We start from the raw sequence: 26,325 nt of genomic DNA on the forward strand, positions 1-26,325 counted from the left end.
GAGTGGAACAAAAAGGGTCAAGCATCAACAAAAAAGCCCCTCAAAAGAGGGGCTTGCTACAAAAATATCACTTTAAATTGGGCGTTCGCTTTTGGCTAAGCCCGAGCAGATGATTGGGTTAGTCCAGTTGAGGGCCAGCCGCAACCAGTGATTTACCTTCAGCGTTGTCAGTGTACTTATCAAAGTTGTTGATGAAGCGCTCGGCTAGATCTTTCGCTTTGCTTTCCCATTGTAGAGGGTCAGTGTACGTATCGCGTGGGTCAAGGATCGCTGGGTCAACATCGTGCAGCGCTAGTGGCACTTCTAGGTTAAACATAGGGATAACCTTAGTTTCAGCGTTGTCGATTGAGCCATCTAGGATAGCGTCGATGATGCCTCGCGTATCTTGGATAGAGATACGTTTACCAGTACCGTTCCAACCTGTGTTCACTAGGTAAGCTTCAGCGCCAGCTGCTTCCATACGCTTCACAAGCACTTCAGCGTACTGAGTTGGGTGGAGAGTTAAGAATGCCGCACCAAATGCCGCAGAGAACGTTGGCGTTGGCTCAGTAATACCACGCTCAGTGCCCGCTAGTTTTGCAGTGAAGCCAGATAGGAAGTGGTACTTCGTTTGCTCTGGAGTCAGTTTAGAAACGGGTGGCAGTACACCGAATGCATCAGCAGTCAGGAAGATAACCTTTTGAGCGTGACCGGCTTTTGATACTGGTTTAACGATGTTATCGATGTGGTGAATCGGGTAAGAAACACGAGTGTTCTCAGTTTTTGAACCGTCATCAAAATCGATAGAACCATCACCACGAACTGTTACGTTTTCTAGTAGTGCATCACGACGGATTGCATTGTAGATTTCAGGTTCTGCTTCTTTAGATAGACGAATCGTCTTCGCGTAACAACCACCTTCGAAGTTGAAGATACCATCGTCATCCCAACCGTGCTCATCATCACCGATTAGCTCACGCTTAGGATCGGTTGAAAGCGTAGTTTTACCTGTACCAGATAGACCGAAGAAGATGGCTACATCGCCTTTCTCGCCGACGTTTGCACTACAGTGCATTGAAGCAATGCCTTGCAGAGGAAGCAGGTAGTTCATCATTGCGAACATGCCTTTCTTCATCTCACCGCCGTACCAAGTACCACCGATGATTTGAACGCGCTCTGTTAGGTTGAAAGCAACGAAGTTTTCAGAGTTTAGACCCTGCTTTTCCCAGTTAGGGTTAGTTGTTTTAGCACCGTTCATTACCACGAAATCAGGTTCGAACGTTGCTAGCTCTTCGTCAGTTGGACGAATGAACATGTTCTTAACGAAGTGCGCTTGCCACGCTACTTCAGTGATAATACGCACGCTTAAGCGCGTATCAGGGTTAGCACCACAATAACCGTCGATGACAAACAGGCGCTTGCCAGATAGCTGAGTTGTCACAAGCTCTTTCAGCTCATTCCATACTTCAGTTGTAATCGGTTTGTTGTCATTTTTGCCTTGATCTGACCACCACATGGTATCGCGGGTCGTGTCATCTTTAACAATGTACTTATCTTTTGGTGAGCGGCCAGTAAAGATACCAGTGTCTACCGCAACAGAGCCTAGTTCCGTTACTACGCCTTTTTCGTAGCCTTCCAAACCTGGCAGTGTTTCTTCAACGAATAACTGCTCGTAGCTAGGATTACGAAGAACTTCAGTAACGCCAGTCAGTCCGTGCTTAGTTAGATCAATTTGTGCAGCCTTTGTATGTTCCATAACGGTCATAGGTGCTCCTTGTAGGATATTTTGTAGGGATTTTGTATTAATTTTTTATTGTTATCTGCTCACCATGCTAGCAACGAGACTCGGGGGAAACAGGGATATAGCTCAAAAAATATCCATATTAGCCATGGGGTTTTAAGCGTCTCGTCACATATTGGCCCAACTAGTCTATCCTGTACGCAAACCTTTGCGCTAGGGGCGAGAACATTATTAATTGATTAAAATTAAGCGGTGATTTTATTACGAGATGTTACGGAGTTTGCGCTATTTTGATCACAAAAAAGGCCAGCTGAGGGCTGACCTTTTTGGGGTAAATTACGTGTTTTTGGTACGCCGTAAATTAATGAACCGTATTGCTGCCTTTATCTGCTGCTTCTGCGTACAGTGCATCAACATCATTCTTGTCGAACGAGTAGTTTGTGCCACAGTAATCGCAGTGTAGACCAACGCTTCCTTCGGTGCTTAGGATGTCGTAGATCTCTTCTTGAGCAACAGTAATGATTGCTGCTGCACTTCGATCGCGTGAACAGCCACAGAAGAACTCAACCGGTTGTGGTGTGAATAGCTGTACTTTCTCTTGGTTGTACAAACGGTAAAGCAGTTCGTTCGCTTCTAGAGTGAATAGCTCTTCGTTTTTCACGGTGTCTGTTAGTTGCTCTAGGTGCTCGAAGTCGTCTGGAGTACCGGTGCCGTCAGGCATTACTTGTAGCAACATACCTGCAGCGTGTGCTTTGCCTTCATGCTCGCCAGTGCGCAGCCATAGACGAGTCTTAAGCTGTTCAGAGTTAGCGAAGTAGCCTTCAAGCACTTGTGCAAGCGTGTCACCTTCAAGACCAACGATACCTTGGTAACGCTCACCTTTCTTAGGATCGATAGTGATCACTAGATGACCTTTACCCATTAGGGCGTGTAGACCTGCGTCGTCTGCGATATCGCCTTCAAAGCGAGCAACACCACGGATCTTCTGATCGTGATCGCCATTGATAACTGCTAGAGATACTGGGCCGTCACCTTGCAGCTGCATCGTGATAGAACCTTCAAACTTTAGGGTCGCCGTTAGTAGCGTCGTTGAAACCAGTAGCTCACCCAACAGCTTTTGTACTGGAGCTGGGTATTCCTTGCTAGAAATAATCTGTTGGTACGCTTCGTCCATCTGTACCAATTCACCACGTACTGATAGGTCTTCAAATAGGTAGCGATTTAAAACATTACTTGTAGACATTGGGTCTGCCATTTGGCTATTCCTTCTAGCTTATTGAGTCTTGAACTTGATGATGTCACGACGTTGCTTTTTATCTGGGCGACGTTCTGGTGCTGGGCTATGAGCATTTAGCTTGCGCTGTTGTGCAAACTCTTCTCTTTTTGCCAAGCTTTCGGTGGTTTCTTCATAGAGGGTTTGAGCGATCGGAGCTCCACCACGATGGGCTGAGATTTTCTCGATCGTTACCGTCTTTTCTTCATTACCTTGGCGCAGTGTAATCACAGCCCCAAGTTCGACAATTTTACTTGGCTTGCTGCGCTGACCATTATAGTGGACTTTGCCACCATCGACCATGTTGCGAGCAATAGACCGGGTTTTGTAAAAACGAGCTGCCCACAACCATTTATCGAGTCTGACAGCTTCATTAGCAGTTTTCATATAGGGCTGTGCCTTATTAAGTGAGAAATGAATGCGGTTTAACTGTAACGAACAGTGCGCAACATGTTTTTGATGACGCTTATCACATTTAGTAGAAGCTTATGTGGAGGCGATTGGCTTTTTTTTCAAGGAAGATTACAAAATAGCTCAGGTAATGCCGATTTATAGATTTGCTATGATATAGTTCAGGATCTTATTGCTTAAATAAGCTTGGTATCGAACGAATGAATAAAAAAGCTGAAAGTTTAATGATTTGCAGCGTTTGTCGTCATGAAAAGGGACTAGGAAAGTGAACTTTTTAGAGCTCAAAAATCGCGTAGGGAATTCTCCTATGTTGAGCCGCTTATTAGAGAATGGATTTGTACTTCAGCAGAAACTAAGCTTAGCGACCTGTTGTGTATTGATTGCAGCTTCCGCATGGATCTTAGGGCAGCTTGCATGGTTTATCGAACCTGCTGAGCAAACTATCGCGCCTTGGACAGCAACGGCTTCATCGTCTTCAGCACCTCAATCGACTCTTGATATCTCTTCTTTGCAGCAGAGCAACATGTTTGGTGCTTATAACCCAACCACGCCTGCTGTGGTTGAGCAGCAAGTTATCCAAGATGCGCCAAAGACGCGACTGAACCTCGTTTTAGTGGGTGCAGTAGCCAGTTCTAATCCAAAGCTGAGCTTGGCGGTGATTGCCAATCGCGGCACACAAGCGACCTACGGCATTAATGAAGAGATCGAAGGTACGCGAGCTAAGTTAAAAGCGGTATTAGTCGATCGTGTGATTATTGATAACTCAGGTCGAGACGAAACCCTGATGCTTGAAGGTATTGAGTACAAGCGTTTGTCTGTATCAGCACCTGCGCCACCTCGTACCTCTTCTTCTGTGCGTGGCAACAACCCAGCTTCTGCAGAAGAGAAGCTAGATGAAATTAAAGCGAAGATAATGAAAGATCCTCAACAAATCTTCCAATATGTTCGACTGTCTCAGGTGAAACGCGACGATAAAGTGATTGGTTATCGTGTGAGCCCTGGCAAAGATTCAGAACTTTTTAACTCTGTTGGGCTCCAAAACGGAGATATTGCCACTCAGTTAAATGGACAAGACCTGACAGACCCTGCCGCTATGGGCAACATATTCCGTTCTATCTCAGAGCTGACAGAGCTAAACCTCGTCGTCGAGAGAGATGGTCAACAACATGAAGTGTTTATTGAATTTTAAAACTTTGCGTCTAACGAAGGACGAAAGTGTAGGAGAAGTACGTGAAGCATTGGTTTAAGAAAAGTGCATGGTTATTGGCAGGAAGCTTAATCTGCACACCCGCAGCCATCGCGAGTGATTTTAGTGCCAGCTTTAAAGGCACTGATATTCAAGAGTTTATTAATATTGTTGGTCGTAACCTAGAGAAGACGATCATCGTTGACCCTTCGGTGCGCGGAAAAATCGATGTACGCAGCTACGACGTACTCAATGAAGAGCAATATTACAGCTTCTTCCTAAACGTATTGGAAGTGTATGGCTACGCGGTTGTCGAAATGGACTCGGGTGTTCTTAAGATCATCAAGGCCAAGGATTCGAAAACATCGGCAATTCCAGTCGTTGGAGACAGTGATACGATCAAAGGCGACAACGTGGTGACACGTGTTGTGACGGTTCGTAATGTCTCGGTGCGTGAACTTTCTCCTCTGCTTCGTCAACTAAACGACAATGCAGGCGCGGGTAACGTTGTGCACTACGACCCAGCCAACATCATCCTTATTACAGGCCGAGCGGCGGTAGTAAACCGTTTAGCTGAAATCATCAAGCGTGTTGACCAAGCGGGTGATAAAGAGATTGAAGTCGTTGAGCTAAAGAATGCTTCTGCGGCAGAAATGGTACGTATCGTTGATGCACTAAGCAAAACCACAGATGCCCAAAACACACCAGCCTTCCTACAACCTAAATTAGTTGCCGATGAACGTACCAATGCGATCCTTATCTCAGGTGACCCTAAGGTACGTAGCCGTTTAAGAAGGCTGATTGAACAGCTTGATGTTGAAATGGCAACCAAGGGCAATAACCAAGTTATTTACCTTAAATACGCAAAAGCAGAAGATTTAGTTGATGTGCTGAAAGGCGTGTCGGATAACCTGCAATCAGAGAAGCAAACTTCAACTAAAGGCAGTTCATCGCAGCGCAATCAAGTGATGATCTCCGCTCACAGTGACACCAACTCTTTAGTGATTACCGCACAGCCGGACATCATGAATGCGCTACAAGATGTGATCGCACAGTTGGATATTCGTCGTGCTCAAGTATTGATTGAAGCCCTAATTGTCGAGATGGCAGAAGGTGACGGTATTAACCTTGGTGTGCAATGGGGTAACCTTGATACTGGTGCTGTGATTCAGTATGGCAACACTGGTGCGTCAATCGGTGGCGTAATGGTTGGTTTAGAAGAAGCGAAAGACACTGAAACGACCACCGCGGTTTATGACTCTGATGGTAATTTCCAGCGTAATGAGACGACCACCGAAAAGGGTGACTACTCAACGTTAGCTTCTGCTCTTTCTGGCGTTAATGGCGCCGCAATGAGTGTCGTCATGGGTGACTGGACCGCCTTGATCAGTGCAGTAGCGACCGATTCAAATTCAAATATCCTATCTTCTCCAAGTATTACCGTGATGGATAACGGTGAGGCTTCATTCATTGTGGGTGAAGAGGTGCCTGTTTTAACTGGCTCGACCGCAGGTTCAAGCAACGACAACCCATTCCAAACGGTTGAACGTAAAGAAGTGGGTATCAAGCTTAAAGTGGTGCCACAAATCAACGAGGGTGATTCGGTTCAACTGCAAATAGAACAAGAAGTCTCTAACGTATTGGGCGCCAATGGTGCAGTTGATGTTCGTTTTGCTAAGCGTCAACTGAACACGTCTGTGATTGTTCAAGACGGTCAAATGCTGGTGCTTGGTGGCTTGATTGACGAGCGAGCACTGGAAAGTGAATCTAAGGTACCGTTCTTGGGTGATATCCCTTTTCTAGGCCACCTGTTCAAATCCACCAGTACTCAGGTTGAGAAAAAGAATTTAATGGTATTCATCAAGCCAACCATCATTCGTGATGGTATGACAGCCGATGGTATCACTCAGCGTAAATACAATTTCATTCGTGCGGAGCAACTGTATAAGGCTGAGCAAGGGCTGAAATTATTGGCCGACGATAATATCCCAGTATTGCCTAAATTTGGTGCGGAGATGAATCACCCGGCTGAAATTCAAGCCTTCATCGATCAAATGGAACAAGAATAATGGCTGAATTGGTAGGGGCGGCACGTACTTATCAGCGCTTGCCGTTTAGCTTTGCGAATCGCTACAAGATGGTGTTGGAATACCAACATCCAGAGCGCGCACCGATACTTTATTATGTTGAGCCACTGAAATCGGCGGCGATCATTGAAGTGAGTCGTGTTGTGAAAAATGGTTTCACGCCACAAGCGATTACTCTCGATGAGTTTGATAAAAAACTGACCGATGCTTATCAGCGTGACTCGTCAGAAGCTCGTCAGCTCATGGAAGACATTGGTGCTGATAGTGATGACTTCTTCTCACTAGCGGAAGAACTGCCTCAAGACGAAGACTTACTTGAATCAGAAGATGATGCACCAATCATCAAATTAATCAATGCGATGCTGGGTGAGGCGATCAAAGAGGGTGCTTCGGATATACACATCGAAACCTTTGAAAAGTCACTTTGTATCCGTTTCCGAGTTGATGGTGTGCTGCGTGATGTTCTAGCGCCAAGCCGTAAACTGGCTCCGTTATTGGTTTCGCGTGTCAAGGTTATGGCTAAATTGGACATTGCGGAAAAACGCGTGCCACAAGATGGTCGTATTTCTCTGCGTATTGGTGGCCGAGCGGTTGATGTTCGTGTTTCAACCATGCCTTCTTCGCATGGTGAGCGTGTGGTAATGCGTCTGTTGGACAAAAACGCCACTCGTCTAGACTTGCACAGTTTAGGTATGACAGCAGAAAACCATGAAAACTTCCGTAAGCTGATTCAGCGCCCACATGGCATTATCTTGGTGACTGGCCCGACAGGCTCAGGTAAATCAACGACCTTGTACGCTGGCCTGCAAGAGCTTAACAGCAACGAACGCAACATCCTTACCGTTGAAGACCCAATTGAATTTGATATTGATGGCATTGGTCAAACACAAGTGAACCCTAAGGTTGATATGACCTTTGCGCGTGGTTTACGTGCGATTCTTCGTCAAGATCCCGATGTGGTAATGATTGGTGAGATACGTGACTTAGAGACCGCAGAGATCGCTGTTCAAGCCTCTTTGACCGGTCACTTAGTGATGTCGACCCTTCACACCAATACGGCAATCGGTGCAATTACGCGTCTGCGTGATATGGGCATCGAACCCTTCTTGATCTCTTCTTCGCTGCTGGGTGTTTTGGCTCAGCGCTTGGTTCGCACCCTGTGTAACGACTGTAAAGAACCTTACGAAGCGGATAAAGAACAGAAAAAACTGTTTGGGTTGAAGAAGAAAGACAGCCTAACGCTTTACCATGCCAAAGGGTGTGAAAGCTGCAGTCACAAAGGCTATCGAGGCCGTACCGGTATTCATGAACTCCTGATGATTGACGATTCGGTACAAGAGCTGATTCACAGTGAAGCTGGCGAACAGGCAATTGAGAAAGCAATTCGTGGCACAACACCAAGTATTCGAGATGATGGCTTGAGCAAAGTTCTGAAAGGGGTAACGTCCCTAGAAGAAGTGATGCGCGTGACCAAGGAAGTCTAGTATGGCGGCATTTGAATACAAAGCGCTGGATGCTAAAGGTAAAAGTAAAAAGGGGTCTATTGAAGCGGATAACGCTCGCCAGGCTCGCCAGCGCTTAAAAGAGCAAGGCTTAATGCCGGTTGAGATGACTGAAGCCAAGGCAAAAAATGCCAAAGGCTCTCAACCTTCGACCAGTTTTAAGCGTGGTATCAGTACACCTGATCTTGCTTTGATTACGCGTCAAATATCAACGCTTGTTCAATCTGGTATGCCGTTGGAAGAATGTTTAAAAGCGGTCGCCGAGCAATCGGAAAAACCACGTATTCGAACTATGTTACTTGCCGTCCGCTCTAAAGTGACGGAAGGTTACTCGTTAGCCGATAGCTTGTCAGATTATCCACATATCTTTGATGAACTGTTCAGAGCCATGGTTGCGGCGGGCGAAAAATCAGGGCACTTAGATGCGGTATTGGAGCGATTAGCTGATTACGCGGAAAATCGTCAAAAGATGCGCTCTAAGTTACTGCAAGCGATGATCTACCCGATTGTGCTGGTGGTGTTTGCGGTGACGATTGTCTCTTTCCTATTGGCAACGGTAGTACCTAAGATCGTTGAACCCATTATTCAAATGGGCCAAGAACTTCCGCAATCGACACAATTTTTATTAGCATCGAGTGAATTTATCCAGGATTGGGGCATCCAATTACTGTTGTTAACTGTTGGTGTGATTGTTCTGATTAAGACGGCACTGAAAAAGCCGGGCGTTCGTATGAGTTGGGATCGAAAATTATTGAGTATCCCGCTGATTGGTAAAATAGCGAAAGGGATCAATACCTCTCGTTTTGCTCGAACACTCTCTATTTGTACCTCGAGTGCGATTCCTATTCTTGAAGGGATGAAGGTTGCGGTGGATGTGATGTCGAATCACCATGTGAAGCAACAAGTACTGCAGGCGTCAGACAGTGTTAGAGAAGGGGCAAGCCTGCGTAAAGCGCTCGATCAAACCAAACTCTTCCCTCCAATGATGCTGCATATGATCGCCAGTGGTGAGCAGAGTGGTCAGTTAGAGCAAATGCTAACAAGAGCGGCAGATAACCAGGATCAAAGCTTTGAATCGACCGTGAATATCGCGTTAGGTATCTTTACGCCAGCACTTATCGCTTTGATGGCAGGCTTAGTGCTGTTCATTGTGATGGCGACTCTGATGCCGATGCTTGAAATGAATAATTTAATGAGCGGCTAACCTACCGCTTATAAAACGTTAGTTTTTGGATTATCGAGAAGAAGGACATTATTACCTTCAACTCGCTGTCTGTAATTTGGAGAAAATAATGAAAAACAGAATGAAGAAACAATCAGGCTTTACTCTACTCGAGGTGATGGTTGTTGTGGTTATCCTTGGCGTATTGGCGAGCTTTGTTGTACCTAACCTATTGGGTAACAAAGAGAAGGCTGACCAACAAAAAGCCATCACTGATATCGTGGCGTTAGAGAACGCGCTAGATATGTACAAACTGGATAACAGCGTTTACCCAACAACGGATCAAGGTCTTGATGCATTGGTTTCTAAGCCAAGCAGCCCAGAGCCTCGTAACTACCGCGACGGTGGCTACATCAAGCGTCTGCCAAACGACCCATGGGGTAACGAGTACCAATACCTAAGCCCTGGTGATAACGGCACTATCGATATTTTCACTCTTGGTGCTGATGGCCAAGAAGGTGGTGAAGGTATTGCTGCGGATATCGGCAACTGGAACATGCAGGATTTCCAATAAGCTTCAGCTTATTGTTTGATTCGTTATTGTCGTTTGAAACGTTATTGATGGTAGGACGTAAACAGATGGAGTCTACAAGGTGAAAACTCAGCAAACACAGCCAGGTTTCACCTTGATTGAGATTCTCTTGGTGTTGGTACTACTGTCAGTAACGGCGGTTGCGGTGATCGCGACCATTCCTACCAATAGCAAAGATGTTGCTAAAAAATACGCTCAAAGCTTTTATCAGCGAGTTCAATTACTCAATGAAGAGGCTATTTTGAGCGGCTTAGATTTTGGCGTTCGAGTTGATGAAAAGAAATCGACCTATGTACTGATGGCGCTTAAGTCTGAAGGCTGGCAAGAAGTCGATTTTGAAAAAATCCCCTCTTTAACTGAACTACCGGAAGAACTCGCATTGTCACTGACCTTAGGTGGTGGCGCATGGGAAGACGATGATCGGTTGTTCAACCCAGGAAGCTTGTTTGATGAAGATATGTTTGCTGATCTTGAAGAGGAAAAGAAGCCGAAACCACCACAGATCTACATCTTGTCGAGTGCTGAAATGACGCCATTTGTATTGTCGTTTTATCCAAATACCGGAGACACCATACAAGATGGTTGGCGTATTCGAGTATTGGACAATGGTGTGATTCGACTGCTAGAACCGGGAGAAGAAGATGAAGAGGAATAACCGTTCTCCTTATCGTTTTCGTGGTATGCCCCTTGGTTCTCGAGGAATGACGCTGCTTGAGGTATTGGTTGCGCTCGCTATCTTTGCGACTGCGGCGATCAGTGTGATTCGTGCTGTTACTCAGCACATCAATACCCTCAGTTATCTCGAAGAAAAAACCTTCGCGGCTATGGTCGTTGATAATCAAATGGCTTTGGTGATGCTGCATCCTGAGAAGCTAAAAAAAGCGCAGGGCACACAAGAGTTGGCCGAGAGAGAGTGGTTTTGGAAGGTCACGCCAATCGATACTAGCGATGATTTATTAAAGGCGTTTGATGTGAGTGTGGCAACCAGTAAACAAGCTTCTCCAGTGGTCACGGTGCGCAGCTATGTGGTCAAGTAAAAGCGTGTCGTTAGCTCAGAGCAAATCGCTAAGTAAGAGCATGTCCGCCAATAAGCGTGTGCCTCGTAAACAAGGACTATCTTCGAAAGGGAGAGGCTTTACCTTAATTGAGGTTTTGGTCTCGATCGCTATCTTTGCCACGTTAAGCATGGCGGCTTATCAGGTAGTAAATCAGGTTCAGCGCAGCAACGAGCTTTCAATCGAGCGCAGTGCTCGTTTAAATCAACTGCAACGTAGCTTAGTCATTTTAGATAATGATTTTCGCCAGATGGCGGTGCGACAATTTCGTACCAACGGTGAAGAAGCATCATCTAAGCTGATCTTAATTAAAGAGTATTTACTGGATTCCGACAGCGTTGGCATCATGTTTACTCGCCTTGGCTGGCATAACCCACAGCAGCAGTTTCCTCGCGGAGAAGTCACCAAAGTGGGTTACCGCATTAAAGAAGAAACGCTTGAGCGTGTGTGGTGGCGCTACCCCGATACTCCTGCAGGACAAGAAGGTGTGATTACGCCTTTGCTTGATGATGTTGAAAGCTTGGAATTCGAGTTTTATGACGGAAGCCGCTGGGGGAAAGAGTGGCAAGCCGACAAATCGCTACCGAAAGCGGTAAGGTTAAAGCTAACCTTGAAAGATTATGGTGAGATAGAGCGTATTTATCTCACCCCTGGTGGCACGCTAGATCAGGCCGATGATTCTTCAAACAGTGACTCTTCAAGTAGTAATGAGGGGAATAATGACTCATCGAACTAATAAGTTTGCACTGACAAGGTCTGCCATGGGGCGCAAGCAGCGAGGTGTTGCGCTGATCATTATCCTGATGCTACTGGCGATAATGGCAACCATCGCAGGCAGTATGTCGGAACGCCTGTTTACTCAATTTAAGCGCGTGGGCAATCAACTGAATTACCAACAGGCTTACTGGTACAGCATTGGTGTCGAAGCGCTGGTGCAAGACGGCATTAGGCAAAGCTACAAAGACAGTGATACCGTCAACTTGAGTCAACCATGGGCGTTAGAAGAACAGGTATACCCGTTGGATTATGGTCAAGTTAAAGGCCGTATTGTTGATGCTCAGGCATGTTTTAATCTCAATGCGTTGGCTGGTGTGGCGACGACTTCAAGTAACCAAACACCTTATTTAATTACGGTTTGGCAAACCTTGTTGGAAAACCAAGATGTTGAGCCTTATCAGGCCGAGGTTATTGCACATTCAAGCTGGGAATTTGTTGATAGTGATACCCGAACCACCTCTTCAGCTGGTGTAGAAGACAGTACTTATGAGGCGATGAAGCCATCTTATTTGGCAGCGAATGGCTTAATGGCCGATGAGTCCGAGCTACGCTCGGTTTATCAAGTCACTGGTGAGGTGATGAATAAGGTTCGCCCCTTTGTTTGTGCTCTGCCGAGCGACGATTTCCGTTTGAATGTGAATACTCTTACGGAAAAGCAGGCGCCGTTATTGGAAGCGATGTTTGCCCCCGGCTTAAGTGAATCGGATGCCAAACAGCTGATAGACAAACGCCCATTCGATGGTTGGGATACGGTGGATGCGTTTATGGCTGAGCCTGCTATTGTGGGTGTGAGTGCCGAAGTCAGCAAAAAAGCGAAAGCATATTTAACTGTAGATAGCGCCTATTTTGAGCTAGATGCAGAGGTATTAGTTGAGCAGTCACGTGTACGTATACGGACGCTTTTCTATAGTAGTAATCGAGAAACAGTGACGGTAGTACGCCGTCGTTTTGGAGGAATCAGTGAGCGAGTTTCTGACCGTTCGACTGAGTAGCGAACCACAAAGCCCTGTGCAGTGGTTAGTTTGGTCGACAAGCCAACAAGAAGTGATAGCAAGCGGTGAACTGTCTAGCTGGGAGCAGCTGGATGAGTTAACGCCTTACGCTGAAAAGCGCAGCTGTATCGCTTTATTGCCGGGAAGTGAATGCTTAATTAAGCGTGTTGAGATCCCGAAAGGTGCTGCTCGCCAGTTCGATTCTATGCTGCCGTTTTTATTAGAAGACGAAGTCGCACAAGATATCGAAGACTTACACCTGACTATTTTAGAGAAAGACGCAACGCACGCGACAGTGTGTGGTGTGGAACGTGATTGGCTTAAGCAGGCGCTGGATACTTTCCGCGAAGCGAACATTATCTTTCGTAAAGTATTGCCTGATACCTTAGCGTTGCCTTTAGAAGATCAGGGCATCAGTGCGCTGCAGATCGACCAACATTGGTTATTGCGTCAAAGCAACTATCAAGCAGTGTCGATCAATGAGGCGTGGCTAGCGATGTTCTTACAAAGCGATTGGGTTGCCTTAGATGACGAAGAGCAATCACCAACGATTTTTAGCTACACCGCACTGCCAAGTGATGACGTTCAACTGCAAAGTGGCATTGAGTGGCAAGCTAAACCTGCTGAACTGGTGATGTCTTTACTGAGCCAACAAGCCATTACAAGTGGCGTAAACTTACTGACTGGCACCTTTAAAACCAAATCTTCATTCAGTAAGTACTGGCGTGTATGGCAAAAAGTAGCGATCGCAGCTTGTGTGCTGGTGGCGGTGATCGTCACTCAGCAAGCCTTAAAGGTTCAGCAGTACGAAGCACAAGCCGAAGCATACCGAACGGAGAGTGAACGTATTTTTAGAAGCGTACTTCCGGGCAAGCAACGTATTCCGACGGTCAGCTACCTTAAGCGCCAGATGAACGACGAAGCTAAGAAGTATGGTGGCTCGGGTGATGGTGATTCCTTACTTGGATGGCTAGCGTTACTGCCAGAAACTTTAGGACAAGTGAAAGCCATCGAAGTGAATAGTATTCGCTACGACGGCAACCGCTCAGAGGTGAGATTGGAAGCGAAAAGTACTGACTTCCAATATTTCGAGACTGCGCGAGTGAAACTTGAAGAGAAGTTTACCGTTGAGCAAGGGCCATTGAATCGTAATGGTGATGCCGTATTTGGTAGCTTTACCCTTAAACCCCGTCAATAAACTGCGTAAGGAGATCAGTGATGAGAAATATGATTGAGCCACTCCAAGCGTGGTGGACTTCAATAAGTCAAAGAGAGCAACGATTAGTGATTGGTTGCTCAATTTTATTGGTGGTCGGTGTCGTTTATTGGGGGCTAATCCAGCCACTCAGTCAGCGAGCTGAACTTGCGCAGACCCGCATTCAAAGCGAGAAGCAACTACTGGCTTGGGTAACCAATAAAGCCAATGAAGTGGTTGAACTACGAGGCAGTGGCGGCATTAGTGCCAGTCAACCTTTGAATCAATCTGTGCCAGCTTCTATGCGTCGCTTTAATATCGAGCTAATACGCGTGCAACCACGTGGCGAAATGTTGCAAGTGTGGGTAAAACCTGTGCCTTTTAATAAGTTCGTTGACTGGCTAACATACCTGAAAGAAAAACAGGGTGTGGAGGTTGAGTTTATGGACATTGATCGCTCCGATAACCCAGGGGTTATTGAGGTCAACCGACTACAGTTTAAACGAGGTTAATGTGAAACGCGGTTTATCTTTGAAGTTAGGTTTACTTTTTGGCGGCATCTTTATTGTCTTTTTCTCGGTTAGTCTGTTGCTGCATCTACCGGCCTCTTTTGTACTCAAACATGCACCGGCTGTGCGTGGCTTGAATATTGAAGGTGTTGAAGGAACGGTTTGGCAGGGCAGCGCCAATAATATCGCCTGGCAGCGTGTTAATTACGGTTCAGTACAGTGGGACTTTCAGTTCTCTAAACTCTTCCAAGCCAAAGCTGAATTAGCGGTTCGTTTTGGTCGTAATAGCGACATGAACTTGTCAGGAAAAGGGCGTGTTGGGTACAGCATGAGTGGTGCGTATGCGGAAAACTTAGTCGCATCAATGCCCGCTGCTAACGTGATGAAATATGCTCCAGCCATTCCAGTCCCGGTTTCAATTGGTGGAAAGGTTGAGCTGACGATCAAGCATGCGGTTCATGCTCAACCTTGGTGTCAGTCTGGTGAAGGTACTGTGGCTTGGTCTGGTGCTGCAGTCGATTCACCTGTTGGTTCGTTAGACCTTGGTCCTGTGATTGCGGACATAACCTGTGAAGACAGTACAATTGCAGCCAAAGGCGTTCAGAAGAGCACTCAAGTAGACAGTGAGTTCTCAGCGAGTCTAACATCTAACCAGCGCTACACATCTGCAGCGTGGTTTAAACCGGGTGTTGAATTCCCGCCAACGATGCAAAATCAGCTTAAATGGTTGGGTAATCCTGATAGCCAAGGTAAGTACCAGTTTACTTATCAAGGTCGTTTTTAGCTAAACGGCTAAGGGTCACTAAATTACGAGATATAAAAAACGGGCACCTCACTGAGGTGCCCGTTTTGTTTGTTCTGAGAATCTAGAGGATATCTGACAGTTAAAGGGAGCAAACTCGCCTAGTCTTTGCCTTGCAAAATTTCTACCCACGGTAAATCTGCATCACCGAGTACAATGAAGTTCGGGTTTTCTAGCGTTTCTCTTTCATTGTACGAAAGCGGTTCTAGTTGAGTACTTAAGATACGTCCGCCAGCTTCTTCAACAATGCACTGCGTTGCGGCGGTATCCCACTCTCCGGTTGGTCCAAGGCGCAGATAACAATCCACAGCGCCTTCTGCGACTAAACAGGCCTTAAGCGCTGCTGAGCCTAGAGGAACCAAATCATAATTCCATGCTGAGCTCATACGGCTAGTGATGCGATTGATGTCCTGGCGACGGCTGATCGCCATGGCGATTGACTGGTTTGGCAGCTCGTGACGATGCGTTTTGATTTTCACGCTGTCATTAAGGTCTGGGATCTTCCAAGCGCCTTTGCCACTGTAAGCGTAATAGCTCACACCTGAAACGGGTGCGTATACCACGCCCATCACTGGCTTGTTATGCTCGATTAGGGCGATAATTGTCGCGAAATCACCACTTCGTGCGATGAACTCCTGGGTGCCGTCCAGTGGGTCAACTAACCAGTAGCGATCCCATTGAGAGCGTTGCTCTAGGCTGATGTCGGCGTCTTCTTCGGATAATACGGGAATATCAGGCGTCAATTCACTGAGTTTTTTTAATATCAGCTTATGTGCTGCAAGATCGGCACTGGTTACTGGAGTGTCATCACTCTTAATGAACTCTTCGTAATCCTTTTTCTCGTAGATCTCTAAGATGAGTTGACCAGCAGAGCGAGCAATCTCAATGACAGAGGGTAGGAGGTGAGACAAATCTTTTGTTATTGGCATAAATGTTCTCTTACTCTTAGAGCGAGCCTGAATGTTCTAGTTATTGTTTAATACACGAAGGCTTAAAAGCAGGGCTGTAATACTCCGAGCCTCACAGAAATCGAGATGTGTTAACAGTTCTTCGGCTTGAGCAAGTGGCCAGCGCACAATATCGAGAGGCTCTGGCTCATCACCTTCTAGCTTTTCTGGGTAGAGGTCTTCTGCAATAAACAGCGTCATTTTGCTAGAGAAGTAAGAGGGTGCAAGGATCACTTCCTTCAGCGGAGTAAGCTTGTTGGCACCGAAGCCTATCTCTTCTTTGAGTTCGCGAACGGCGGCTTCGTTTGGCTGCTCACCTGGATCAATCAGCCCTTTTGGAAAGCCAAGTTCGTAGCGTTCAGTTCCCGCTGCATATTCACGTACTAATAGAATATCGCCTTGCTCAGTAATAGGAACCATCATCACTGCGTTGCGCCCGCTGGGCTTCATGCGTTCGTAAGTGCGCTCTTCGCCGTTTGAAAAGCGTAAGTCGAGAGACTCGATAGAGAATAGTCTTGATTGAGCGACAGTTTGTTTAGCCAAAATCTCTGGCTTGGTCCTTTTCGTCATTGCGCTCGCTCCTTAGCTCATTGGAATTCTTTCTTATAAAGTCATTCTAATATAGGGGAAATGACCTTGAGTTCCTAGATCCGAGTTTTCATATCCGAAAATTATTGAAGCAGGAATCGATTACGATCACTTGAATACCTTACTCAAGATGGTAACGAGGTGAAAATATGGTTGTATAGCAAAAGAGTATAGAGAGAACGCGATAGTCCTAACTTGCTTATCCACATAACAAAAAAGGTTGATGCTTGCGCATCAACCTTTCAAATAACAACTAACACTAAATCAGTGATTAGTAGTAAGAGTGCTCACCACGATCGTGCTCAGTTGCATCACGAACAGCAGTCAGTTCACCTTCAAACTGTTGAAGAAGTTCTTTCTCGATGCCTTCTTTTAGCGTTACATCAACCATAGAACAACCGTTACAACCACCACCGAATGCTACAATAGCTGCGCCGTCTTCAGTGATTTCTACCAAGCTAACGTGACCGCCGTGACCAGCAAGTTGTGGGTTAACTTGTGTTTGAATTGCGTATTCAACACGTTCTAGAAGTGGTGCATCGTCTGCGACTTTACGCATCTTAGCGTTTGGTGCTTTAAGCGTTAGCTGAGAGCCCATTTTGTCAGTAACGAAGTCAATTTCAGCTTCATCTAGGAACGGTAGGCTTAGCTCATCTACGTATGCAGAGAAAGCTTCGAATTTAAGCTCTGTGTCAGACGCTTCGATAGCATCTGTTGGGCAGTAAGAAACACCACACTCAGCGTTTTGTGTGCCTGGGTTTACCACGAACACACGAATGTTTGTACCTTCAGGCTGCTGTGACAGCAGATTGGCAAAGTGAGTTTGAGCTGTTTCTGTAATAGTAATATTTGACACGACGAATACCTGAGTAGATTTGTAGGTTATTAGCGCCATTCTACTCCTGTCAGATTTGTAATTCAGCCCTTTTTTGTTGGATTGCTGTACAAGTAGTGATTCACAGCTTTTATCCAGAGGGCTCAGGAGTGCGGCAGATGCAGTAAATATCAATCCTTTTAACGTCCACTTCAAGTAGTAATTGGCATAATTGATACACAGTACTGCCGGTGGTTACAACATCATCAATTATCGCGACGTGAGAGGGGATAGTTCCTTGAACGTCTTGTTTTCGCAGCGCAAAAGCGCTCTTTAGATTGTGTAATCGTGCGGATTTAGTCAGCCCCTGCTGGGAAGCCGTTGAGCGAATTCGACGAAAGAGCACATCACTTTCAACGCCAAGCTCTTGAGCCGTGTAGTCGGCTAGCAGCTTACTTTGATTAAAGCCGCGATGAGTATATCGACGCCAATGCAGCGGCACGCTGGTGATCAGCGGAGCAGGATATTCGATACGTGATGCCAATAGCTTAGATAGATCACGTGCAAACCAAAACTTATCAGCGTACTTCATTTGCTGAATGTAACCTGCTGTAGGGAAGGTGTAATCGCCGACACAGTAGAGGCGATGCCAAGGTGGAGGTTGAGATAAGCACTGTCCGCACTGCTCTACTGTGAGCAGTGTTTTTAAACCACATCGTTGGCAGCGTGGTACTGGCTGAAAGAGTTTGAGACAAGAATTGCACCATCGAGGATGTGTATCACTGGGCAGTTTATCAAGTTTGCACAGGTGGCATTGAGGTGTGACCAGACGTGGTGTGTGTTTTTGTAGCCAATCGGATAACATAGCTCGTGATGCTTTTGGGTTATGGTGTTCCTTTTGCTCACCATACTGAAAAGCGCGGATTATCGCTGATGGAAAAAGTAGGGAATATTGAGAATGAGTGACGCGTTATATTGGCATGTTTCTGGGCAAGGGCCTGATTTAGTACTGGTTCACGGCTGGGGAATGAACGGTGCGGTATGGCAACAAACCGTTAATGCATTACAAGCTGATTTTCGAGTGCATGTTGTCGATTTACCAGGGTATGGACACAGCGCGCACTGCCACGCTCAAGATCTTGAAGAGATTGCTCAGCAGCTTTTGGCCGAAGCACCAAAGCAAGCGATTTGGGTGGGTTGGTCACTTGGAGGCTTGGTCGCAACGCACATGGCTCTCCATCACTCAGATTACGTGAGCAAGCTGGTGACTGTCGCCAGTTCTCCCAAATTCGCCGCTGCAAAAGAGCCCGTGTTATGGCGAGGCATTCAGCCCAACGTATTAAGCGCATTCACCGAGCAACTGGTTGAAGATTTCCAAACCACCATCGAACGCTTTATGGCATTGCAAGCCATGGGCAGCCCTTCAGCAAGGCAAGATGTAAAACAACTCAAGCAAGCGGTGCTGTCTCGCCCGTTGCCGAACCCTGACTCATTATTGGCAGGATTAAAGATGCTGTCGGATGTCGATCTGCGTGAACAACTGCCTGAGATTTCAGTACCAATGCTACGCTTGTATGGTCGATTAGATGGATTGGTGCCAATCAAGGTTGCGAAAGACTTAGGCACAGCCTTGCCTCATACCGAGCAATACATATTTACCCAGTCTTCGCATGCACCGTTTATGACCGAAGCGGATGCCTTTTGCAGTGAGCTTGTCAGCTTCGCACAAAAATAATTGCTAAATATATATCCGGCTTGGTCGATATATAAGCTAATACCAATCACAGTAAGTAAGTGTTCAAAAATAGCGTAGGTAAAAGGCTTGAGAACAAGGCAGCTTTTTTTTGACAAGTAGTTTCGATAAGTAGTTATTCTACAATCAAAAAATCTAACGCCGTTATCGAGCATTTTAACAAGCTAGGATGATCAGTTATTTACTACGATTGGTATAACACCAACGTGTTGCATGATACTCAGACCTAACTCTCTCCAGAGCTGATTGCGCTAAGTTGGGCTATGCCTGTTGTGCGTTCTCGGTACAACAGTGTTATGGCAATATTGATGGGCGATTCTTGAGGAGAGTTCGCGATGATTGTGTCACCTGCAACTGCAGTGAGTGTGCCACTAATCGCCCCGTCCGTTAATGTGCAAACAGAGCAAGTTGCGCGTGATAATAGAGTCCGAGAACCTATTGCTCCCGCAGTAGCATTGGCGAGAACCAATGCAGAGCGTAAGGTAAAACCGGACGATAAACGAAGGCAGCAGTCGGCTTGGGATCCTTCAGACCATCCAGGTTATGAAATGGAGAACGAGTCAGAGGCCAATTCGGTTAGCCAAGAAGAGCCACAAGACCCTTTTGATCGGCTGTTCAGCTTATTGGCACTGAAAACATACAGTGCTGATCAAGGCAAAGGTTATACCATGCGTTTCCGCCTGCCAAAGCATGTTTTAGATGCGGCGATTCAGGAAGGACAGATGGAGAAACGACGTAAGGTCATAAAGTATCATTATGGTCATGCTGTTGCGCCTCATGCTCCATCAGAGATGTTGGTGGTCTTATAAATCAAAAGTTTACGAGTCAACCAAGCTTCGATGTCTTTTTTGAACACATAATAAAAAAACCTGCATACCCTAAGGGATGCAGGTTTTCTGTTTTAAGCACATCAGCTTTTTAGATGAGCTAATGGATTACTTTTTCGCTTTAGCAAAAGCGGCAGCGAATGCTCCACCCATTGCAGCGTTTTGTTGCGGCTCTTCACGACGGCGTTGGCCACCTTGCGAGTTTTGATTCGAGCGGTTTTGTGTACGAGGTGCACTTGAACGTTGAGCACGGTTGTCTTGTCCAGGCTCGTCCTTCATACGCATGCTCAGTGCAATACGTTTACGCTGAACATCCACTTCCATCACCTTCACTTTCACGATGTCGCCCGCTTTAACCACTTCACGTGGGTCAGAGACAAAGCGATCGGTGAGTGCTGAAATATGAACTAAGCCATCTTGGTGAACACCAATATCAACGAAGGCACCAAAGTTAGCCACGTTCGATACCACACCTTCTAGAATCATGCCTGGTTCTAGGTCTGAAACGCTGTTTACGCCATCTGCGAAGGTTGCAGTCTTGAACTCAGGGCGAGGGTCGCGTCCCGGCTTATCCAGCTCCTTGATGATGTCGGTGACCGTTGGAACACCAAAGTTTTCATTGGTGTAATCAACCGCGTGCAAACCACGTAAGAAGTCGGTGTTACCCACCAGAGATTTGATGTCTTTGTGGTTTTTCTCGGCAATGCTTTTCACTACTGGGTAAGCTTCTGGGTGAACCGATGATGCATCCAGTGGGTTTTTGCCATCCATAATGCGTAGGAAGCCGGCACACTGTTCAAAGGCTTTTGGACCTAAACGAGCCACTTTCTTCAACGTAGTGCGCGCTTCAAAACGACCATTCTCGTCACGGAAATCCACGATGTTCTGAGCAATGGTGCTAGACAGACCAGCAACACGAGTCAGTAGCGCGGCAGATGCGGTATTCACATCAACACCAACTGCGTTTACACAGTCTTCGACAATCGCATCTAGGCGCTTAGCAAGCATGGTTTGGCTCACATCGTGTTGGTATTGGCCCACACCGATCGATTTAGGGTCAATCTTCACCAGTTCTGCCAGTGGATCTTGCAGACGACGAGCAATAGACACCGCACCACGGATTGATACATCCATGTTCGGGAACTCTTTTGCAGCTAGTTCAGACGCGGAATACACCGATGCGCCCGCTTCGCTAACAATGATCTTTTGCGCTTTTAGGTTGCCGCGTTTAATTACGTCAGCCACAAAGCTGTCGGTTTCGCGTGAAGCCGTACCGTTACCAATCGCAATCAAATCAACATTGAATTGACGAACCATCTGCTCAACCACGTGTGCCGATTTGTCGTATTGCTTTTGAGGTGGGTGAGGGTAAATAGTTTCTGTTGCCAAAACCTTACCGGTTGAATCCACGACAGCGATTTTCGAACCGGTACGTAAACCTGGGTCCAAGCCTAAGGTTGCTCGAGGACCAGCTGGCGCTGCCATGAGTAGGTCTTTTAGGTTGGTTGCGAATACTTCAATCGCTTCGATCTCTGCACGCTCTTTCATTGCGCCCATCAATTCAGTTTCCATGTGCATAGAAACCTTAATGCGCCATGCCCAGCTGATCACTTGCTTACGCCACGCGTCCGCAGGAGCACTGCTCAGAGTAATGCCGTAGTGATCAGAGATAATGTTCTCACAGTATGAACCACGTACACCTTCTTCTTGCTCAGGATCGGCATTCATTGCCAGTGTTAAGAAGCCTTCATTGCGGCCACGCAGCATGGCAAGTGCACGGTGAGACGGCACTTTGCTGAGTGTTTCGTTGTGCTCGAAGTAGTCTTTGAACTTCTCGCCTTCTTGCTCTTTACCTGTCACTACACGAGCGACTAGCTCTGAGTTGCGTGTTAGGTGTTGGCGAATCTTTTCTAGTAGGTTTGCGTCTTCCGCAATGCGTTCCATGATGATCGCACGAGCACCATCGAGAGCAGCTTTGGTATCGGCAATGCCTTTATCGTTGCTGATGAAGTTCGCCGCTTCCGTTTCTGGATCGTGCTGTGGTTCATTCCACAGTGTGTCGGCAAGTGGTTCTAAGCCTGCTTCGATAGCAATTTGACCTTTAGTGCGACGCTTTGGTTTGTATGGCAGGTATAAATCTTCTAAGCGAGTCTTGCTGTCAGCCTGAGTTATATCACGCTCGAGTTCTGGCGTGAGTTTTCCTTGGTCTTGAATCGACTTAAGAATTGTTTGGCGACGATCGTCTAGCTCGCGAAGGTATGAAAGGCGGCTATCAAGGTTACGTAGTTGGGTATCGTCTAAGCCACCCGTAACTTCTTTACGGTAGCGGGCAATAAAGGGAACGGTGTTACCGTCATCAATTAGGTTGACTGCGGCGATGACTTGCTCTGAACGAACATTCAGTTCTTCAGCGATCAGTCGACAGATAGCTTGGCTCATCCGATGAATCTCTTATTTAATATCATGACAAATACATGGGGGTGAGCGTACGCTTTTTCTAGCTTTGGCTGTGTAATTATCCTGTCAGAAGTCGAATTTCCGTTTCTGATACCCGCTTTGTGCGAGATCTCTTACAAGTGATGTGAGACTAAGTCGCTTTAGACCGATGAAATCGTCTTGATGTTACACTAAGTTGCTGATTTTATTTGATTGTGTGTTTGTGGGCGTATTTCTCACCTGAAATGTTTTTTAAGACTATCTAGGAAACACGGCCATTTGCCGTAATATTTAACTTGTCGACAGGGAGTTGGCAGGAACAGGAAAAAGCCTAATGGACTAGGTATCTTCAGGATGAAGATTTGATTACTTAGGATGAGTGGTCAGCAAGGAAGTGATAATCTCTGGATGAGATTCGCCAGTCAGGATGACAGGCTAGAATGGACACCGCTAGGATGGCGATGAACAAAAAGGAAATTGGTTAAAGGATTTAGCCACTATCAAGGAAAGATGCAGGGAGCACCTTATCTCGAAGAGATAAACAGTAGCCGGATTGCTGCGATAGAGACTTAACCCCGCTAGGCGAAAGCCTTGCGGGGTTTTCTTTTATCTGGAGTTTGGGTTTGCTGAACACTCAGTTTATCGCTAAGTGTTTATTAAGTTTGGTTATTCGTTGTCTGCGTAGCGAATCGAGTTAATGAACCACTCTTTGTCGCCTTCCGGTGTTTTTACCGTAAACTCGTCATCTACTTCTTTCTTGAGCAGAGCTCTAGCCATTGGTGAGTCGATAGAGATATAGCCTTTAGCATCGCCGTAGATCTCTTCTGGGCCGACAATTCGAAACTTCTTAATTTCCCCATCATCATTCTCAATTTCGACCCAAGCACCGAAAAATACCTTACCTTCTTGTTGTGGCGAGTAATCAACGATCGTGACATCAGGTAGGAACTTTCTTAAAAAACGCACTCGGCGATCGATCTGACGAAGTAGACGCTTATTGAAGGTGTAATCTGCGTTTTCTGAGCGATCTCCAAGGCTTGCCGCCCAAGTGACTATCTTAGTAATTTCAGGGCGTTTCTCGTGCCATAAGTGGTCATGTTCTGCTTTGAGCTTGTTATAACCTTCTCGAGTAATAAGTTTGGTTTTCATAAATCTGACTTAATGAAATGATGATCTAAGATAGAATATATAGAAAGGCAACATACGTTAACAATTATTTAGGCGACTTTTTCTCCAATAATGTTACATTTTTAATGTCTTATACCAATATACAATTTACCAAGAATGCTTAACCTTAGGTTTAAGCTTTAATAGGTGGAACCATTACATGCAAGAAAACTACAAAATTTTAGTGGTCGATGACGATGCTCGTTTACGTGCACTGTTAGAGCGCTATCTGTCAGAGCAGGGCTTTCAAGTGCGTAGCGTGGCAAACAGTGAGCAGATGGACCGCCTGTTAACCCGTGAAAATTTTCACTTGATGGTATTGGATTTAATGTTGCCGGGCGAAGATGGTCTATCGATCTGTCGTCGTCTACGAAACGCAAACAACTCGCTACCAATCCTGATGCTTACTGCAAAGGGTGATGAAGTGGATCGCATTGTGGGCTTGGAAGTGGGTGCTGATGATTACCTGCCAAAACCATTTAATCCACGTGAACTGCTTGCTCGTATTAAAGCTGTACTGCGTCGCCAAGTCATTGAAGCACCGGGTGCACCAAGCACAGAAGAGTCTGTGGTTGAGTTTGGTGAGTTCCGCTTGAACTTAGGTACTCGCGAAATGTTCCGCGGTGAAGAGCCAATGCCGCTTACTTCGGGTGAATTTGCGGTTCTTAAGTCCTTGGTAACGAATGCTCGTGAGCCAATGTCTCGCGATAAGCTGATGAACATGGCTCGTGGCCGTGAGTATTCAGCAATGGAACGTTCTATCGATGTTCAGATTTCACGTCTGCGTCGTCTAGTTGAAGAAGATCCAAGCAAACCTCGCTACATCCAAACGGTGTGGGGCTTGGGTTATGTATTCGTTCCAGATGGCAAAGCTGTGTAATTCAGCTTAATAAGCTCTACAGTAGCTTTATCGATTCTGTGAATCTTACGGGTCATCTCATTAATATGCGATGGCCCGTTTTCTATTCAGCACAATGGTTTAGAGTTATAGTCATATAACACTTTCTTTATCTTTCTACATCTCGGGTACCCCATGCGTATACGTAGCTCCTTTACTCAGTCGATAGTGCTTTTCTTAACGCTATTGGTCGCTAGCCAAATTTTTTCTTATTACGCGGTGTTTAACTATGCGTTGATGCCAAGTTTGCAGCAGTTTAATAAGATTTTGGCTCACGAGCTAAACCTGGTATTGGACCAAGGCAGTGATATCGAGATCGATGCGCCATTGCGTCAGCGTGTGCTTGAACAGCTCGGGGTAACCGTTCACGCCAAGGACAGCGAAGCGGCGGGTGAGTATTACCATGCGGTCGCAATCGACCTGATGAGTGAGGAGATGACCAAGGAGCTGGGTTCTGAAACTGAAGTGCGGCTGATCTTGGGTAAAGAGAGCTATGTGCTTTGGATGGACATTGCGCAGTTACCCAACTCTTTAATTCGTATTCCGTTATCAGAGCTGCAAGAAGAGGATTTTGCACCACTGTTTCGTAACAGTCTGATCATGGCGCTGTTGATTGTCGCAGGTGGTTGGCTGTTTATCCGATTGCAAAACCGTCCGTTGATAGCGCTAGAGAAAGCGGCGCAAGGTGTCGGGCGAGGTGATATTCCACCGCCATTGCCAGTTCAAGGCGCACAAGAGATTCGCTCGGTAACTCGAGCCTTTAACCAGATGTCGAAAGGCATCCAAGAGCTAGAAGAAGACCGCGCCTTGTTGATGGCGGGTATCAGCCATGATTTACGTACTCCGTTAACGCGTATTCGCTTAGCGACTGAGATGATGTCACCAGAGGATGCCTACTTAGCTGAGGGGATTATCAGTGATACCGAAGAGTGTAATGAAATCATCAGCCAGTTCATGGATTACCTAAAGCCTGTCGACCGAGATTCATTCCAAGCGGTGTTTGTCGATGATATTGCTCGTGAGGTATCGAGCTCTGAGGGTGGCTACGAGGTTCAGATTGAAACCGATATTCCAGAATCGATGAAGCCAGCGCTAGGTAATCCGATCGCGATGAAGCGTGCTGTGAGCAACTTGGTGGTGAATGCGCTGCGTTACGGTAATGGTTGGGTCAAGGTATCAACTGGTATGACGGCGGATAACAAGCTTGCTTGGGTGACAGTAGAAGATAATGGCCCGGGTATCCCACAAGACCAGATTGGTAAATTGTTTGAACCCTTCACACGTGGTGACACGGCTCGTGGCAGCGAAGGAACGGGCTTGGGCTTAGCAATTGTTAAGCGTATCGTTAGCCAACACCAAGGCGCTGTTGTGGTCAATAACCGCAGTGAAGGTGGCTTAAAAGCGCAGATCAGTTTCCCTGTTAAGCCCTAGTTATCATCGGTCCGTTTGATGACGATAAGTTCGGTTCGGGAATGGTTAAGAGATCCCCGACTCTGTCATTCTTCCCTCTCGGGGATGACGAATTGCTAACCATGGACTTTGATGATGAAAGTTTACTTTGATCGTCATTCCCTATCGTGAGGAACGAGCGAATAGGGAATCTCGCTCTTGCTTGATGAAAGTAACGCACAC

Annotated in this window: 25 protein-coding genes; 16 read left to right on the plus strand and 9 right to left on the minus strand. The window is 46.3% G+C overall.

The window, feature by feature from the left end:
- Positions 1-118: 118 nt before the first annotated feature.
- The 3 genes from pckA to hslR all read right to left on the minus strand — a co-directional run bounded on the left by pckA (position 119) and on the right by hslR (position 3,380).
- On the minus strand, positions 119-1,744 hold the full coding sequence (gene pckA, locus AB4493_RS00945; RefSeq protein ID WP_017062492.1) for a phosphoenolpyruvate carboxykinase (ATP): 1,626 nt from the start codon (positions 1,742-1,744) through the stop codon (positions 119-121).
- A 337-nt stretch (positions 1,745-2,081) separates the two neighbouring features.
- On the minus strand, positions 2,082-2,975 hold the full coding sequence (hslO, locus tag AB4493_RS00950) for an Hsp33 family molecular chaperone HslO (RefSeq protein ID WP_017063067.1): 894 nt from the start codon (positions 2,973-2,975) through the stop codon (positions 2,082-2,084).
- Between the two features lie 18 nt (positions 2,976-2,993).
- Positions 2,994-3,380, minus strand: coding sequence for a ribosome-associated heat shock protein Hsp15 (gene hslR, locus AB4493_RS00955; protein ID WP_017062490.1), 387 nt, complete (start codon positions 3,378-3,380; stop codon positions 2,994-2,996).
- Between the two features lie 331 nt (positions 3,381-3,711).
- On the opposite strand from hslR, the gene gspC reads away from it, so the two are divergent.
- The 12 genes from gspC (at position 3,712) to AB4493_RS01015 (ending at position 15,245) form a co-directional block, all read left to right on the plus strand.
- The gene (gspC, locus tag AB4493_RS00960; protein WP_372123825.1) at positions 3,712-4,593 is read left to right on the plus strand and encodes a type II secretion system protein GspC; all 882 of its coding nucleotides are present in this window, start codon (positions 3,712-3,714) and stop codon (positions 4,591-4,593) included.
- Between the two features lie 41 nt (positions 4,594-4,634).
- Positions 4,635-6,659: a type II secretion system secretin GspD gene (gene gspD / locus AB4493_RS00965; protein WP_372123823.1), complete on the plus strand. Its 2,025-nt coding sequence runs from the start codon at positions 4,635-4,637 to the stop codon at positions 6,657-6,659.
- Positions 6,659-8,161: a type II secretion system ATPase GspE gene (gene gspE, locus AB4493_RS00970; RefSeq protein ID WP_065585034.1), complete on the plus strand. Its 1,503-nt coding sequence runs from the start codon at positions 6,659-6,661 to the stop codon at positions 8,159-8,161. The genes gspD and gspE overlap by 1 nt, the downstream gene beginning before the upstream one ends.
- A 1-nt stretch (position 8,162) precedes the next feature.
- On the plus strand, positions 8,163-9,383 hold the full coding sequence (gene gspF, locus AB4493_RS00975; RefSeq protein WP_010433558.1) for a type II secretion system inner membrane protein GspF: 1,221 nt from the start codon (positions 8,163-8,165) through the stop codon (positions 9,381-9,383).
- An 88-nt stretch (positions 9,384-9,471) separates the two neighbouring features.
- Positions 9,472-9,915: a type II secretion system major pseudopilin GspG gene (gene gspG, locus AB4493_RS00980; RefSeq protein WP_017062485.1), complete on the plus strand. Its 444-nt coding sequence runs from the start codon at positions 9,472-9,474 to the stop codon at positions 9,913-9,915.
- Between the two features lie 79 nt (positions 9,916-9,994).
- Positions 9,995-10,588, plus strand: coding sequence for a type II secretion system minor pseudopilin GspH (gene gspH, locus AB4493_RS00985; protein WP_372154382.1), 594 nt, complete (start codon positions 9,995-9,997; stop codon positions 10,586-10,588).
- Positions 10,575-10,970 carry a type II secretion system minor pseudopilin GspI gene (gene gspI / locus AB4493_RS00990; RefSeq protein WP_017062483.1) on the plus strand — a complete coding sequence of 132 codons (396 nt, stop codon included), beginning with the start codon at positions 10,575-10,577 and terminating at the stop codon, positions 10,968-10,970. Before gspH ends, gspI begins: the two co-directional genes overlap by 14 nt.
- Positions 10,957-11,724: a type II secretion system minor pseudopilin GspJ gene (gene gspJ, locus AB4493_RS00995; RefSeq protein WP_017063073.1), complete on the plus strand. Its 768-nt coding sequence runs from the start codon at positions 10,957-10,959 to the stop codon at positions 11,722-11,724. Before gspI ends, gspJ begins: the two co-directional genes overlap by 14 nt.
- Positions 11,708-12,757 carry a type II secretion system minor pseudopilin GspK gene (gene gspK, locus AB4493_RS01000; RefSeq protein ID WP_017062481.1) on the plus strand — a complete coding sequence of 350 codons (1,050 nt, stop codon included), beginning with the start codon at positions 11,708-11,710 and terminating at the stop codon, positions 12,755-12,757. The genes gspJ and gspK overlap by 17 nt, the downstream gene beginning before the upstream one ends.
- Positions 12,726-13,955: a type II secretion system protein GspL gene (gspL, locus tag AB4493_RS01005; protein ID WP_372138861.1), complete on the plus strand. Its 1,230-nt coding sequence runs from the start codon at positions 12,726-12,728 to the stop codon at positions 13,953-13,955. Before gspK ends, gspL begins: the two co-directional genes overlap by 32 nt.
- A gap of 20 nt (positions 13,956-13,975) precedes the next feature.
- Complete coding sequence (locus AB4493_RS01010) at positions 13,976-14,464, plus strand: type II secretion system protein M (protein WP_102332602.1); 489 nt, start codon at positions 13,976-13,978, stop codon at positions 14,462-14,464.
- Between the two features lies 1 nt (position 14,465).
- A complete protein-coding gene (locus AB4493_RS01015; protein ID WP_017070118.1) occupies positions 14,466-15,245 on the plus strand; it encodes a type II secretion system protein N in 780 nt (259 codons plus the stop codon).
- Between the two features lie 119 nt (positions 15,246-15,364).
- Here the strand turns inward: AB4493_RS01015 and cysQ are convergent, their stop codons facing one another.
- From cysQ to AB4493_RS01035, 4 genes are all read right to left on the minus strand, one after another.
- Positions 15,365-16,192 carry a 3'(2'),5'-bisphosphate nucleotidase CysQ gene (cysQ, locus tag AB4493_RS01020; protein WP_017062477.1) on the minus strand — a complete coding sequence of 276 codons (828 nt, stop codon included), beginning with the start codon at positions 16,190-16,192 and terminating at the stop codon, positions 15,365-15,367.
- A 36-nt stretch (positions 16,193-16,228) separates the two neighbouring features.
- Positions 16,229-16,780 (minus strand): ADP compounds hydrolase NudE, encoded by a 552-nt coding sequence (gene nudE / locus AB4493_RS01025; RefSeq protein WP_017062476.1) that lies wholly within the window; start codon positions 16,778-16,780, stop codon positions 16,229-16,231.
- Positions 16,781-17,069: 289 nt separating this feature from the next.
- A complete protein-coding gene (nfuA, locus tag AB4493_RS01030; protein WP_004741449.1) occupies positions 17,070-17,654 on the minus strand; it encodes a Fe-S biogenesis protein NfuA in 585 nt (194 codons plus the stop codon).
- A 109-nt stretch (positions 17,655-17,763) separates the two neighbouring features.
- Positions 17,764-18,477, minus strand: coding sequence for a ComF family protein (locus AB4493_RS01035; protein ID WP_170962812.1), 714 nt, complete (start codon positions 18,475-18,477; stop codon positions 17,764-17,766).
- Between the two features lie 93 nt (positions 18,478-18,570).
- Here AB4493_RS01035 and bioH point away from each other — a divergent pair, with 93 nt between their 5' ends.
- Both bioH and AB4493_RS01045 read left to right on the plus strand, forming a co-directional pair.
- A complete protein-coding gene (gene bioH / locus AB4493_RS01040; protein ID WP_017063077.1) occupies positions 18,571-19,347 on the plus strand; it encodes a pimeloyl-ACP methyl ester esterase BioH in 777 nt (258 codons plus the stop codon).
- Positions 19,348-19,700: 353 nt separating this feature from the next.
- A complete protein-coding gene (locus AB4493_RS01045; RefSeq protein ID WP_372154383.1) occupies positions 19,701-20,174 on the plus strand; it encodes an ATP-dependent Lon protease in 474 nt (157 codons plus the stop codon).
- 126 nt (positions 20,175-20,300) lie between these two features.
- On the opposite strand, the gene AB4493_RS01050 is transcribed toward AB4493_RS01045, so the two are convergent.
- Positions 20,301-22,631 (minus strand): Tex family protein, encoded by a 2,331-nt coding sequence (locus tag AB4493_RS01050; protein ID WP_372154384.1) that lies wholly within the window; start codon positions 22,629-22,631, stop codon positions 20,301-20,303.
- Between the two features lie 663 nt (positions 22,632-23,294).
- On the minus strand, positions 23,295-23,777 hold the full coding sequence (gene greB / locus AB4493_RS01055) for a transcription elongation factor GreB (protein WP_017062470.1): 483 nt from the start codon (positions 23,775-23,777) through the stop codon (positions 23,295-23,297).
- A 178-nt stretch (positions 23,778-23,955) separates the two neighbouring features.
- On the opposite strand from greB, the gene ompR reads away from it, so the two are divergent.
- Both ompR and envZ read left to right on the plus strand, forming a co-directional pair.
- A complete protein-coding gene (gene ompR, locus AB4493_RS01060) occupies positions 23,956-24,675 on the plus strand; it encodes a two-component system response regulator OmpR (RefSeq protein WP_008218409.1) in 720 nt (239 codons plus the stop codon).
- Between the two features lie 153 nt (positions 24,676-24,828).
- Entirely contained in the window at positions 24,829-26,124 is a 1,296-nt protein-coding gene (envZ, locus tag AB4493_RS01065) for a two-component system sensor histidine kinase EnvZ (RefSeq protein ID WP_102332605.1), read from the plus strand.
- Positions 26,125-26,325 lie beyond the last annotated feature (201 nt).

The sequence above is a fragment of the Vibrio sp. 10N.222.55.A1 genome, from assembly GCF_041473835.1.
Lineage (GTDB): Bacteria > Pseudomonadota > Gammaproteobacteria > Enterobacterales > Vibrionaceae > Vibrio > Vibrio crassostreae_C.